We start from the raw sequence: 13,586 nt of genomic DNA on the forward strand, positions 1-13,586 counted from the left end.
GCACCGTCACCGTGATGTGGTGGTCGAAATGAAACAAGAGGGAGGAGATGGGCGTGCAAATTCGCTCGGTTAGAGTCCTTGCTTGTGTTTTGGCACTCATCACGGTCGCGCCAATTCAACCGGCGAAGGCGCAGCAATATCCATCCCGACCGATCAAAATCATCGTGCCACTCGCTGCTGGCGGCGTAGCGGATATCGTCGCCAGGACCGTTGCGAACGCGCTGACACAAGCCTCCAAGCAGCCCGTCGTCGTCGAAAACAAGCCGGGAGGCGGGGGATTGCTGGGTGCGCAGTCCGTCGCCAACGCGCAGCCGGACGGATACACTTTGTTGATGGGTTTCCACGGTGTGATTGCCGTCCTGCCCCTGCTGAAAAGCGAATTCAGGCATATCGACAAGGAGCTGCGTCCGATCATTCACATCGCAACCATTCCGAATGTCCTCGTCGTCAGGCCCGCACTTCAAGTTCGGTCGGTGAATGAGCTCGTGGCGTTCGCCAAGGCGAATCCGGGCCGCTTGAACTATGGCTCGCAGGGAGTGGGAAGTGCGGGGCATCTAAGCGGCGAGCAGATCAAGCAGCTCGCCGGCATCGACATGACGCACGTGCCATATCGCGGAGCGGCGCCGGCGGTGCAAGATCTAATAGCAGGTCAAATCGATCTCATGTTCGATACCGTGGCCCTCGAACTACCGTTCATAAAAGACGGAACGGTTCGCGCACTCGCGGTGACCGCGCCAGAGAGACTGGCGATACTGCCCGAATTGCCGACGATGTCCGAGGAAGGATATCCCGGGTTTAGAAGCAGTGCATGGTTCGGTCTGTTCGCTCCGGCAGGAACGCCAAAACCAGTCATGGATTGGCTCAACGTCACCACCAGGGCAGCGATCGAGACATCGGAAATGCGAGCGACCCTCGTTGCAATGGGGGCTCAGTTCCCGCTCGGGCCGACCGACCAGTTCGAAGCATTTATCGCGGATGAGAAGTATCGCTGGGAAGCCGTGATCAAGAAAGCTCGAATTACATTGGAGTAGAGGCAGTGTCGACAGTCGATATTCGAAAAGATCTCACGCAGCGCAACGCCAACGTTGAGAACGAGGGAGCTCCTCGCCACGGTTCCCCCGAACTGACGACGCATCTCCTCATCGATGGCGATTGGTGCGCTGCGTCGAGCGCCGACACGTTTCCAGTTTTCAATCCGGCGCGTCCCGACGAACTGGTCGGTCATGCCGCAGGTGCCACGCCTCACGACGTCGACCGCGCCTGTTCGGCAGCTCATAAGGCGTTTCCTCGCTGGGCGGCACTCACCTACGCCGAGAGAGCGGATTACTTGCTTAGGATAGCCCAAGCGTTGCAATCGGATGCCGAAGATCTGGAAGCGCGAACGCGGCTGTTCACGCGCGAACATGGAAAAATTCTCAGGGAAGCAGCGCTCGAATTGAGCCGACTAGGCGAACGATTTGTGCTGACCGCCTCATACGCGCAAGAGCTGTCGAAAGAGAAGCAACTTCCGGGGCCGCCATTCGATACCGTTGTCTATCGCCAGCCGCGCGGTGTCGCAGCATTGATTGTTCCCTGGAACTGGCCGCTATCGATCCTTGGCGCGAAGCTGCCCCAGGCCCTCCTGGCCGGGAATACCGTCGTGATCAAGCCGTCGAGGGAATCTTGCTTGACGCCAGCACTCACCATCAGGCGGATGGCGGAAATGCTGCCCCCCGGCGTAATCAACATGGTGACCGGATCGTCGGCAGTCATTGGCGATCCACTCCTTACTCACCCGTTAGTCCGTAAGATCAACTTCACGGGCAGCATTGGTGTGGGCCGACGCGTCATGGTGAAAGCCGCGGAAAACTTGACGCCAGTTACTCTTGAACTCGGCGGTAACGACGCGGGCCTCGTTTTGAACGATGCATGCTTGGACGAGGCCGCGTTCCAGCGAATGTTTTCCGGGATATTCCTGTCGTCCGGACAGATCTGCATGGCTTTGAAGCGGCTATATGTTCACGAATCCCGCTACGACGACGTAGTGGCCGGCCTCACCAAGATCGCGGAACGACAGGTGGTCGGCGATGGACTTCTACCCGAAGTGTCCATGGGACCGCTGAACAATCGAGAACAATTCAATATCGTGAGAAGTCTGATTTCCGAGGCGAAAGCGTCCGGCTGCGACGTCCGCGAATGTGGAAACATTCATAATGCCGAGGAGTTTGAGCAGGGATATTTCGTTCGTCCCACGTTCGTCTTGAATCCCGATCAGCGGATGAGAGTCGTCACGGAGGAACAGTTCGGTCCGGTTATCCCCATCATGTCCTTCGCTGACGACGAGGAGGCAATCGATTTGGCCAACGCAACCAATTTCGGGCTTTGTTCGTCGGTTTGGTCGTCCGATAACCAACGAGCAATGCGCGTGGCCCGACGGCTGGAGGCCGGATATACATATTTGAATGCTCATGGCCCGACAGCGCAAGACAACCGCGGACCATTCGGTGGTTTCAAGCACAGCGGCATAGGCCGGAACTTGGGATTCGAAGGGGTCGTCGAGTTCCAAGACTATCACACCATTTCGTCTGCGCCTGGTTGGTTACTGTGACCCCAGCGCGCGAAGTCGCCCAGCCGTCCCACGAAGGCCAAGAACCATGAACGAACAGATGGATATCATTCGGACCGCAACCGCGCATGGCGCGTCAACGTCGGTCACGGTCCGAGATAGTGTGATTCAGTTGCTCCGCGCGTTCGACATGACGACCGTATTCGGCAATCCGGGGTCGACGGAGCTCCCCCTCTATAAAAACTGGCCCGCCGACTTCCGATACATTCTCGGACTTCAAGAATCCGTCGTGGTTGCGATGGCCGATGGCTATGCGCAAGCAACACACAAGGCCGCGTTTGTAAACCTGCACTCCGCTGCGGGCGTCGGCCACGCCTTGGGTAGCATATACACCGCCTATAGGAACCGGACGCCGCTCGTGATTACGGCCGGTCAACAAACGCGTAGCATGCTTCCAACGGATCCATTTCTGTTTGCTGAATCGGCCGCAGAATTCCCCAAACCGTACGTCAAGTGGTCGATTGAACCGGCGCGCTCGCAAGACGTTCCCGCTGCCATCGCTCGCGCTTATTACACCGCCATGCAGCCGCCATGCGGCCCGACCTTTGTCTCCATACCGGCAGACGATTGGGATCAGCCCGGCGAGTACGTTTCGCCACGTCTTCTTAGCTTTAGTATTCGTCCGGACCCGAAGCTGTTGGCGTCGATTGCCAAAGCCTTGGACGACAGCCGAAATCCTGCCTTTGTTGTCGGGCCAGCGATTGATCGTTGTCGAGCGTGGGATTTGGTCGTGCATCTGGCCGAGCGGATCAATGCCTCAGTTTGGGCGAGCCCGAAGTCAAGCAGGTGCAGCTTTCCGGAGGACCATCCGCAATTCGCTGGATTTCTTGCTGCGGAGCGAAGCGTCATCGCAGCGGATCTGTCGAAGCACGACGTTGTTCTTGTCTTGGGCGCCCCTGCCTTTTCGTATCACGTCGAGACGGGCGGCCCCTTTCTGGCGCCGGAAACAAGTCTCTATCAGATCGTTGACGATCCGGAACTGGCGGCTTGGGCACCGGGTGGGACTGCGCTCGTCGGCAGTCTCGATCTTAGCATCGCCGATCTGTTGAATCTTGTGCAGACCCCGGATCGTCGTTCGCGACATTCGAGAGTAGCACCTCCAAGGATTCAGGCATCCACCGCCATCAGCGTGGATTACTTGATGCAGACAGTGGCGGAGACCCGCCCTGCCAATAGCATCATCGTGGAAGAGGCTCCAAGCAGTCGATCTGCGATGCAACGGCATCTTCCGATCTGCCAAAGTGAGAGCTTCTACGCCACGGCGAGCGGCGGACTTGGATTTGGCCTACCGGCAGCAGTTGGGGTCGCGTTGGCACAACGAGATCGGCGGACAATCGCTTTGATCGGCGATGGATCAAGCATGTATGCCATTCAGGCGCTTTGGACGGCCGCCCAATGTAAGCTCCCCATGACGATCGTCCTTGTCCGGAATGGAACTTACGCCGCCCTGAGAGGCCTGGGAAAGCGGCTCGGAACGCAATCGCTGGTCGGCGTCGATTTGCCGGACATCGATTTTGTCGCTCTCGCCCTCGGGCTCGGATGCGAAGGCATCCGGGTCGAGAATGGTACCGATCTCCGTTCAGCTTTGGAGCGCGCGATGCAGTCAGCAAGCCCGAGCCTGGTCGAGGTCGTTGTTAGTTAAACGATCGTAGGAAAGACGGCGTTTTAGCGGGAGCCAAACGCTGGCGACGTGACGATAACGGATCGTCCTGCAGGCGCCCGTCCACATCCAGACGATGCCGTCGCGCTCTGTGGCTCGGTAGTTCTTGACACGAGCGCCTTGGGAATCACGTGATCGCCACAGGCTTGTCCACGCAGGCTCCGGTCGCGTCGAAGTACGACCTGTCCCTCGGAATCTGCGGCTTCTGTAGCCTTAACTTCCTCGGTCAGGGCCGAACGGCCAACCTCGCATGTCGAGGCGTCGAAACCATCGCCCGGAAGACCAGGAGGAGTTTCCATTTGAGCGACTTGGCTCTACAGCCGAATCCGGCTCGCCTTGATTTTCGCGAGCCACGGGTTCGCATCGAGACTTGAGTGACAAGTCGGTTGTATCGCTAACACGAATGCTGGATTCTATTTGCGTACCGAGTTGTTCATCGAGGCACGCCCATAGGGATGGAGGCAGCTTGGTCTGACCAAGCCAAGCCAATTCCGCAAGAAAGCCCATGCAGCCCATGCTAGTCTTGCGCCTCGAACGCGGACGCCTTCACGACAGGCCCCCATTTGGCATTGTCATCGCTTTGAAGCTGCGCCAAATACGCCGCTGTCGAGGTCCGCGGCATCGCCTGCAAAAGGTGTTCCCCTACGCAAGTCGACCCGATTAGCGCGAGGCCTGCACCCTTTAAGACATTGCGTCGGCCGACCGATAGCATATGGACATCTCAACACCAAGTTTTGCCGTTTCAGGCCTGCTAACCGGATTCGGTCTGAAGATCGGTGATGCGATTCAGTAGAGCCGAGAAACTTGCGGCCTCGAAGTCGCGATTTGGAATTTATCGAATTCCAAATCCGTATTGTCACTGGGCCGGGCTAACAGTTCCACCCTGCATTCTGAACCGGAATATGAACAATTCCAGACGAGAGCTATCCGTAGCGAACCGATTGTTCTTCAATACCCATGAACGTGTCCGCTAGGATAAGAATAATGGAAGACAGACGTTCGTTCATCGGGACAAGCCTCGGGCTGCTCGCGAGTTCTCTGACCCAATCTTCTGCCGGGGCGGCGAACAAAATACCAATCATACTCATTCACGGCGCTGGGTACGATTCGGAGTGCTGGCACAAGGTCGTTCCATTGCTTGAAGCCAATGGCTTCAAGTCGGTAACGCCAGACATGCCAGGCTATGGCACAAATGGTTCGCCCAGTGCGGATATAAATCTGGACGCTTACGTCGATGCCGTCGTGAGCGCCGCCAATTCCGTTCCTGGCCGCGTCATGCTTGTCGGTCATAGCCTCGGTGGGATCTTCATCAGCCAGGCTGCCGAGCGGATTCCGGACAAGATTGCATCGCTAACCTATGTGTGTGCCTTCATGCTGAAGGATGGCGAGTCTCGAATCGCCGTCGTGGCGCAGGACCCAGACTCGACCGCCTCAAAACACCGCATACCGGCTGGCGACGGTCTGAGTACAATTAGTCGCGAGGGGTTCGTCAATTCACTTTGCAACGATTGTTCACCGCAAGACGTGGAATACCTCTTTGCCCGCCTGAAGCCACAGCCGATGAAGCCGCTCGGCACGCCCATCAAGCTGAGCGAAGCGAACTACGGGCGCGTCCCGCGCTTTTACGTGAAATGCACGCTCGATCGCGCAGTTACCTCAGCGTTCCAGGACAAGATGATTGCATCCTCTCCGGTTAAGCAGGTGATCGAGCTGGAAGCCGGTCACTCGCCGTTTGCGTCGAAGCCGCAAGAGCTTGCCGCGGCCCTACAGCGAATTGCCGCGTTTTAGAGGCGGTTGTGCTGATTGGCCTGTTGCCTAACGTCGACAATCTGGCGCCACTGGAAGCGCCAAACGAACTCGCGGCTGGAATAGCAAAGGCTATTTCCAAGTTGATCTGATGCGCGACGCGGATCGCGGCTCTTTGACGACTAGATCCGCGGGCACTCATGCGCGGCATTTAGCCAACCACGAAGCAATATCGTCCGGTGCCGGGTGCTCGGTACCCGTTCCGCCAAGCGGCGCGATCACGAGCTCACGGGCGATGGCACGCGAAAGGGCATCTCCCATCGCGAGAGCATGGACACGCCGCCGCGTGCCGGCAGGGTGGTGTTCGCGCAAACGCCCGATGGCGTCACCCACCGCAGCCGCGTAACGCAGGCGTGGAGCGAGCAACCGGTCATGGACATGCTAATCAAGATGACGATAGAGAACGCGCCTTGCCATGAGCGGTGGTAGATACAACCGCTATGCCGGTCGGCGGCGCAGCTACTCCAAGCCCCGAAAGACCGGCTGCCAGCTGCCGAACGCATCTACGTTACGCGTTGCCGGCCGCATTGACCGTCGCCGCCGTGTCGGTCGGACGGGTCTTATCCTCTGCATGCGAATCCACATCCGTGCCGTTGGCGTTCGACATCGACCTCCTTCTTTCTAGAACCGTCACTAGAAAAAATGTGGCCAGTCCGCCGGCGAAAGCAATCGGCATAATTCCCATGAGGACTTCTGTCACCGTGTTCCCGTTCGCGATCAGAACGCCCGCGAGAAGAGGGCCTACAACCGACCCAAAACGACCCATACCGACCGCAAAGCCGACGCCCGTTCCGCGAACATGAGCCTGATAGACCTGCGGTGCGAGTCCATACAGAATGGATTGGGAGGAAACGACACCTGCCCCCAGACCAGCGCCGGCAAGTACAGCCAGCGGCAGATACGGTGGCAAGACGGCGAAGTACAAAAGCGTGCACAGCAGCAAGGCGGTGCTGACGACGACGGCAAGACGACGTTGACGGGTGTCGGAGACCAGGCCGGCGAAAATGCTTGCGGCTGCGCCCGAGAGGTTAAATGTGGCCTGGACCGCGCTTGCACTGCTTCCTGTGAAACCTTTGGACACAAGCAGGACCGGTTGCCAATTCAAGAGGAGATAGAGCACGAGTACCGAGAGGAAGAAGGCAAGCCATAGCAGCAGCGTAGCTGCTCTGTTTTCCCGATCCAGTATACCGCGGCCCGCCTTCACGTCATTGCTTTTACTGTGCGCAACCCGACTCGGCGGCGAGGACGGTAAGTACCAGATCACTGGCGGTATCAACACCAGGGGAAGAACGGCTCCAAGATAAAAAAGCGACTGCCAATTCTCCAAACCCATCGCCGCGGCGCTGGCGAGCGCTCCGCCAAGCGGCAAGCCGGAATATACGATGCCTACAGCCAGTCCCCGCCTCCGAGCCTCAACTGCCTCGGCAGCGATAGCGACAAGGCTTGGTAGCGCCCCGCCCAGCCCCAGCCCGGTAAAGAAGCGGGTGATGAAGAGAATTTCAAAATCCGGCGCGTATGCGGTCGCATACGTAAACACTCCGAACGCCGCCAAGGATAGTACGAGCCCGAAGCGACGACCGAAGCGGTCGGCGACGACACCACCGAGGACAGCTCCCGCAATCATGCCGAAAGTTGCGGAAGCAAAGAAGAGGCCCATCTGATGAGCAGTGAGTCGCAGTATCGGCGCCAGCTTAGGTGCGACAACACCGGCCGTCTGAATATCGAATCCTTCGATGGTCGCCGCGGCCAGGCAAATTGCAACAATTCCTATCCTGCCTGCTCCACCACGAGTCGCCTCCACGCCGGCACGCATTCCATCCTCCCCTGCGCTGCTTGTCTCGTCTTCTTGTCGGGCTTGCCACCTGAATTAGGTCGCATCCGGGATGTGCTCCGGAACAAACTCAGCGAAGTCGTCTCGTACGATCAAGCCGACCTGAGACTTGCGACGACCGCACTTGTTCTCGAAAAGAGCCGACGGACCCACAGCGGCAATTTCTCGTGGCACGGGCGGGATCTGCCCCTCAAGTGCGATAAATGGATACCGACAATTCGGAATGGGAATATTGCTCTTGAGAACGACACTTAGCGGGTGGCTGCGCGTTCTCGTGCGACGCCTTTCGACGCGCCAAACTTTATTCAGCGCACGCCTTTCGGCGTGTTGCCGAAAGGAATTTTCGTCCAAGCGCTCAAGCCGTCCAACGATAGGCCCGCGTCCGACAGGTCGAGCCCGCTTCCGCTCCGTCAAGCAGATCGGCCTAACCGATTACATAAGGGAACGAAGCCGTCGGCGTTGACAACAGAAGACCCCTGTGCCTCAAATTGGAGCGTTCGCAAAGTAGTGTGGCCGAGATCTCAACTGTGAAGAACGATATCGGTCTGCGTCATCTCAAGGCGCTGCGGCTCTTGCTCGAGGTTCGCAGCCTGACAAGAGCGGCCGAGATTCTTGATTTGAATCAGCCGACGGTGAGCAAGATGCTTGCGCGGCTGCGCTCGTATTTCGACGATCCGCTTTTCGTGCGCGTCGGGCTAACTATGGAGCCGACGCCACGTGCGCTGGGCCTCGTACAGCCGTTACGAAGCCTCCTCGCGGTTTCCGACGACATCAAGACATCGAGATCCTCGTTCGATCCGGCGTCCTCCGAGCGAGAGTTCAGGGTGCTGGTCGGCGAAGTGGGTATGATCCATCTCGTGCCGCCACTGATGCGCGACCTTGAGATATCAGGTCGGCGGCTTCGACTTAGAGCGGTGCCGCTCGACTCCCGCCTTGTCTCAGCCAAGCTCGAAAGCGGCGACGCGGATGTCGCGCTCGGCGCATTCCCTCGAGAAATAGGCAAATTGCGACGACAAAAATTATATACCGACCCCTACATCAGTGTGGTTCGAATGGAACATCCACGGTTCGATCGCCTGACACGAATGGACACGTTTCTGCACGAGCGCCACATCTTGGTGACCGCCTCTGCTACCGGGCATGCAGCGCACGAGCAGCTTGAGAAAGCGCTACTTGAGCGGCTCCCACCGGAAAGCGTTCAGGTGCGCGTACCCAGCTTCGTCAGTAGCGCCTTTGTCGTCAGCCAGTCCGATGCAATCTGCACAATGCCGAAAAGGTTGGCATCCTATCTCGTCCGCAAGCTCCCGCTGCAGACGTTCAAGCCTCCGTTGCAACTTCCCCGAATTGAGATCGCACAGGTCTGGCACGAGCGGCTCGATCATGACGCCGGGCATCGCTGGCTGCGATCACGGGTGTTCAATTTGTTTCGCCCGGGCAGCAATGCCGAGGGGCCGAGCTAGGTGCCATATTGTGCATGATGGATTAGACTGACTGAGCGTGCAAATTTCGCCATTTCTGGTCTCTCCGATGATTTGCCATCAGGCCGCTGCAGCGTCGCCGGCATTACTATCGATCGATGTCTCTGATTGCTTACCTTTCCCAGCACTCGGCTTACCAACTGCGCCTAGCAGGGCTAAAGCCAGGCGGTCCGAAATCTTGGTCGCCGCTTGTTTGGCCGGATCAGACGCTAGATGGGCGTACCTAGCAGTCGTCTGCACCTGAGTATGCCCGAGCAACTTGCCGATCATCGCTAAGCCTTCACCGACCAGCAACCCGCCGGAGGCGAACGTATGGCGAAGATCGTGAATGCGCACGTCTTCCAATCCTGCGGCCTTCCGGATGCGGCGCCACGGATGCTGAAGGTCGGTCAGGTGCGTTTTTTCTTTCCTTCCCACGATAACGTACGGGTTGCCCGTCACCCGGGGGAGCGCGTCCAGTACCGCCACTGCGGCGTCACCGAGATGGACGGTTTTCGCGCCGGTCTTGCTATCCGGTAGGCGCAATTCCTTCGCAGGCAGATCCACGTGGCGCCATTCAAGCGTCTGAATTTCGGACAGGCGGCATCCCGTCAGCAGCAGGACCCGGAAGGCAACAACAGCATGTATCGTCTCAGTCTCGTTGACCTCTGCGCTTGTTAGGGCCTGTCCAAGGCGCTGCAGTTCGTTCGGAGACAGGAACCTCTCGCGCTTACGTTCTGGATAGCGTTCGATATCTTCGCAGGGATTGGTATGCTTGTCCCGTATCCCCCACGTCTCGGCAAGATTCATCATCTTCGACAGAACACCAAGGGTGCGGTTTGCCTGATAGGGGATATGAGACATGGCGCCGTGCAATTCTGCAACATCGGCCGTCGTCACGGAGCGAACGCGCTGCTTGGCAAAAAACGGATCGAGGAATAGCTCGACCGACCGTCGATATTCTGCCTGTGTCGACGGCTTGCAGCGAACGGGGACGTAGTGTGTAAGAAAGCGCTCTCCTAGTTCCTTCATCGTTGTTGATTGTCGATCAGCGTCGCGCAACGCCGCCGGATCGCCATCGGCGCCGCGTACACTGCCAAGCTTGACCGTTGCTTCGCGTCGCGCCAACTCCGCGGTCACGATACCGAATTGCCCGATCATCACCCGGCGCGTCCGGCCATGACGTCGGTATTGCACCAGGAAGAATCGCTTGCCGCTTGGCATGACGCGCACGCCAAATCCGGGAAGGTCGGTATCAAAAGCAATGTAGTCTTTGGACGTGACCTTCAGAGCCTCGACGGTCCTTTTGGTGATCTTGATTTTCGCCATACCCGTACCTGTTCGCTTTACGTTCCGACCCTAGTCTCCGGGTCAGATGACGTTTCGTGGAAGCGTCGTGGAAGCGGCGCGACGAAGGTCGTGGCGTATCGCTTCGCAAATAAGGTAGGGGCGGCCGCGAGAATAAATCAAGCTAGCTCAACGAGTTGTCGTGGCGTTGAGTGGGAAATGCGGCGCGTTCGCGGAGTGGCGTAAACCGCTTTTATAAAACTCATAACCTGAAGGTCATAGGTTCAAATCCTATCCCCGCAACCAAACCCTTGATGTCACGTCAAATGAAACGGCCCGCCTTTGGCGGGCTTTTTCATGTGCTGCCGCGATGCCTCAGGCGTCGGCGGTCGCCAGCCGGCGCTTTCGCGAAAGCACAGTCAGGGCCGCTACGCTCAGCGTTGCGCCGAACATGAGATAGAACGCAGGCGCCGTCGGATGGCCGGTGGCTTCGATCAGCCACAGGCTGATGATTGGCGTGGTGCCGCCAATCGCCATTTGCGTAAGCGCGTTTGCGAACGACAGGCCGGAGGTGCGCAGCCTTGTGGGAAACATCCCCGCAACCAGTGCACCGAGGCAACCCAGATTGATGGCGTTGAGCACGCCGAGGGTGCCCTGGACGGCCAACAGCGCCGGAACGGACGGCGCTGACACCAGAAAAGCAAACAACGGGTAGGCGAGAATCAGCACCGCCAGCGAAGCGACAAGTGAGAGCGAGATGCGGTCATAACGGTCGGACAAGAGTCCGATGACCGGGATCAGCACCACGTGGATTGTCCCGGCCAGAAGGCTGCCGAGGAAGGCGACAGACGGCGGCAGCCCGAGCTGTTTGATCGCAAATGTCGGCATGAACAGCACCATGTAGACGGTGACGGCGGATACAGCGATCACGCCGGTGGCGAGCGCGAGGTGCGACCGGTAACCTGCGATGACTTCGAGCACCGGCGCCTTGCTGGGCTGCGCAGCCATGAACCGGTCCGTTTCGCGGAGCTGGCTTCGCACGTAAAGACCAACAGGTGCGATCAGCAGGCCGAAAAAGAACGGGATGCGCCAACCCCAGGACACGACCTGCTCGGGTGTCAGCGTCGCGTTCAGCACGGTTGCAAAGCCCGTCGCCAGGACAGCCGTCATCGATTGGCTGGAATAATGCCAGCTTGCCAGAAATCCCTGCCGCCCGTCATCCTGTTCAACCAGGAACGCCACGGCCGCGCCGTATTCGCCGCTGACCGAGAAGGCCTGAAGCATTCGCGCGGCGATCATGATCACGGCTGCCCACGCTCCGATCTGGTTGTAGGTCGGCACGGTGGCCATGATGGCGGTGGCCAAAGTCATCAGGCTGATCGTGAGCACGAGCGTCTTCTTGCGGCCGTGCCGGTCGGCGTAGGCGCCGAGAATGATCGCGCCGATCGGCCTGACCGCGAAGGGGATGGCGAACGCCGCAAAGACAGCGAGCAGCGCGGTGACGTCATTCGAGGCCGGGAAGAACAGTTTTGCCATGACGACGGCAAAGAAGCCGTAGGCGATGAAGTCGAACCACTCGAGGGCGTTGGCGATCGAAGTCGAGACGATGACCTTCCAGCGATACGCCTGGATGCTTTCACCGGTTCGGGGCGGGCTCGGGGAGATCGATGCTTGGGCGTGCGGCTGTGGCTGCAGTGACTCAGCCATTGCGCGCCAAGGCGCCTTCGATCACGCGGATCAGGTCGAGTTGCCGTTTCACTCCGGTCTTCTCGAACACCTTCCTGAGGTATTGCCGCGCGCTGCCCTCGGTAATGCGAAGCTCACGCGCCGCGTCCTTCACGCTCTTGCCGTCGAACAACAGCGCCGCAAGGCGGGCCTGCCTGGGTGAGAGCGCGAGACAGGTCTGAAGCTTGAGATGATCGCAATCGACCTGCCGGGGCGGGATCGGCGTCGCACGCTCCGCCAAGACACGGCTGATCTCAAACGCGCGCCGCAGATGCGGAATCAGCTCATTCAACAGATCGCAGTCGTCGCGCCTGAAGGCGGTACGGGCGCGGGTTCGCGTGAAACCCAGATCGTGCGAGAAGCCGTCCCGGACGGGCAGGCAGGCCACCATCGTGTATTCGATGTTGAGCGGCCGCAGGTAGTTGCGATACGTCCGCGAGCCGTGGAGCCGGGCCTGAGACAACCCCATCCGGCAATGCGATGCCTCGTTGGGCCGGGAATCGAAGATCGTCCGGCGGGGATCATCGTTCAGCAGGGTGCCGTAGCGCCGCACCGGGACCGCGGTGCGATTGCCCTGCTGCAGTCCGACATAGCTCAGCGCACGCTGGTGGAGGTCGAGCTGGCAGACAAAGGCGTGGTCGGCCCCCACGGCCTCCGCGGCGGACGACAGAAAATCGGCCCACTCCCGATCGTTGAGAGCTGCCGCGTAAAGCTTGTCGACAAGGTTCAGGATAACGGTGTGATCGCGATGCAGCATGATGGCTGAACCTAGTGGAATTATCGTGAAAATTCAAGCAACAAGGCACTGCCGCGGCCGGTAGTCTCACTATTCACACTTGGCACGCGCTGGGAAGAGATCATCGCCTCGACCTCCTCAAGGTCCGGAAGCCGACGTGTGTGCATGCCTCGAAATATTGCTGTCCGGCCGAGAGGCTCCCTGCATGCGCGGCTTTCGTGAAAACCTGCATTCCGGTGCGGCGATCAAGCTTTCGATTTCCCGCTCTGGTTAAGGACTGAAGCTCCTGGTGAAATTATCATCTCTCGGAGCGGGATGCATATTGCAAGATCGAAGGCCGATATTTTCCGCGGGAATTGATTTCGACCGCGTCGGCGCGCGGCGTTTGCGCCGGTCGGTCATCGTCTCCGCGGATGAAGCATGCCGTCGCATTGCTGCAAGCCGCCTGCACGAAAGCGCCCTTGAGATGCCGTTGCCCG

General features: G+C 59.0%; 9 protein-coding genes. 5 read left to right on the forward strand and 4 right to left on the reverse strand.

The genetic code is table 11. The features are described 5' to 3' along the window. Positions 1-47 precede the first annotated feature (47 nt). The 4 genes from BLS26_RS23770 (at position 48) to BLS26_RS23795 (ending at position 6,053) form a co-directional block, all read left to right on the forward strand. Complete coding sequence (locus BLS26_RS23770) at positions 48-1,031, forward strand: tripartite tricarboxylate transporter substrate binding protein (protein WP_092515045.1); 984 nt, start codon at positions 48-50, stop codon at positions 1,029-1,031. A gap of 5 nt (positions 1,032-1,036) precedes the next feature. Beyond that, complete coding sequence (locus BLS26_RS23775) at positions 1,037-2,587, forward strand: aldehyde dehydrogenase family protein (protein WP_092515046.1); 1,551 nt, start codon at positions 1,037-1,039, stop codon at positions 2,585-2,587. Positions 2,588-2,633: 46 nt separating this feature from the next. After that, positions 2,634-4,247 (forward strand): benzoylformate decarboxylase, encoded by a 1,614-nt coding sequence (gene mdlC / locus BLS26_RS23780; RefSeq protein WP_244541670.1) that lies wholly within the window; start codon positions 2,634-2,636, stop codon positions 4,245-4,247. Between the two features lie 1,002 nt (positions 4,248-5,249). Next, positions 5,250-6,053 carry an alpha/beta fold hydrolase gene (locus BLS26_RS23795; protein WP_157676568.1) on the forward strand — a complete coding sequence of 268 codons (804 nt, stop codon included), beginning with the start codon at positions 5,250-5,252 and terminating at the stop codon, positions 6,051-6,053. Between the two features lie 526 nt (positions 6,054-6,579). On the opposite strand, the gene BLS26_RS23805 is transcribed toward BLS26_RS23795, so the two are convergent. Further along, a complete protein-coding gene (locus tag BLS26_RS23805) occupies positions 6,580-7,884 on the reverse strand; it encodes an MFS transporter (RefSeq protein ID WP_092515051.1) in 1,305 nt (434 codons plus the stop codon). Positions 7,885-8,411: 527 nt separating this feature from the next. Between BLS26_RS23805 and BLS26_RS23810 the strand changes: the two genes are divergently transcribed. Continuing rightward, the gene (locus BLS26_RS23810) at positions 8,412-9,362 is read left to right on the forward strand and encodes a LysR family transcriptional regulator (protein WP_157676569.1); all 951 of its coding nucleotides are present in this window, start codon (positions 8,412-8,414) and stop codon (positions 9,360-9,362) included. Positions 9,363-9,440: 78 nt separating this feature from the next. On the opposite strand, the gene BLS26_RS23815 is transcribed toward BLS26_RS23810, so the two are convergent. The 3 genes from BLS26_RS23815 to BLS26_RS23825 form a co-directional block, all read right to left on the reverse strand. Continuing rightward, complete coding sequence (locus BLS26_RS23815; protein WP_092515053.1) at positions 9,441-10,688, reverse strand: site-specific integrase; 1,248 nt, start codon at positions 10,686-10,688, stop codon at positions 9,441-9,443. 333 nt (positions 10,689-11,021) lie between these two features. Continuing rightward, positions 11,022-12,353 (reverse strand): MFS transporter, encoded by a 1,332-nt coding sequence (locus tag BLS26_RS23820; RefSeq protein ID WP_197681274.1) that lies wholly within the window; start codon positions 12,351-12,353, stop codon positions 11,022-11,024. Beyond that, positions 12,346-13,128, reverse strand: coding sequence for a helix-turn-helix transcriptional regulator (locus BLS26_RS23825; RefSeq protein WP_092515054.1), 783 nt, complete (start codon positions 13,126-13,128; stop codon positions 12,346-12,348). The genes BLS26_RS23820 and BLS26_RS23825 overlap by 8 nt, the downstream gene beginning before the upstream one ends. Positions 13,129-13,586: the final 458 nt, after the last annotated feature.

This window comes from Afipia sp. GAS231, from assembly GCF_900103365.1.
GTDB lineage: Bacteria > Pseudomonadota > Alphaproteobacteria > Rhizobiales > Xanthobacteraceae > Bradyrhizobium.

What these genes read in the sequence shown, in the direction of transcription:
- BLS26_RS23770 (WP_092515045.1), top strand. Translation starts at nt 48, where the DNA reads ATGGGCGTGCAAATTCGCTCGGTTAGAGTCCTTGCTTGTGTTTTGGCA.
- mdlC (WP_244541670.1), top strand. Translation starts at nt 2,634, where the DNA reads ATGAACGAACAGATGGATATCATTCGGACCGCAACCGCGCATGGCGCG.
- BLS26_RS23795 (WP_157676568.1), top strand. Translation starts at nt 5,250, where the DNA reads ATGGAAGACAGACGTTCGTTCATCGGGACAAGCCTCGGGCTGCTCGCG.
- BLS26_RS23805 (WP_092515051.1), bottom strand. Translation starts at nt 7,884, where the DNA reads ATGCGTGCCGGCGTGGAGGCGACTCGTGGTGGAGCAGGCAGGATAGGA.
- BLS26_RS23815 (WP_092515053.1), bottom strand. Translation starts at nt 10,688, where the DNA reads ATGGCGAAAATCAAGATCACCAAAAGGACCGTCGAGGCTCTGAAGGTC.
- BLS26_RS23820 (WP_197681274.1), bottom strand. Translation starts at nt 12,353, where the DNA reads ATGGCTGAGTCACTGCAGCCACAGCCGCACGCCCAAGCATCGATCTCC.
- BLS26_RS23825 (WP_092515054.1), bottom strand. Translation starts at nt 13,128, where the DNA reads ATGCTGCATCGCGATCACACCGTTATCCTGAACCTTGTCGACAAGCTT.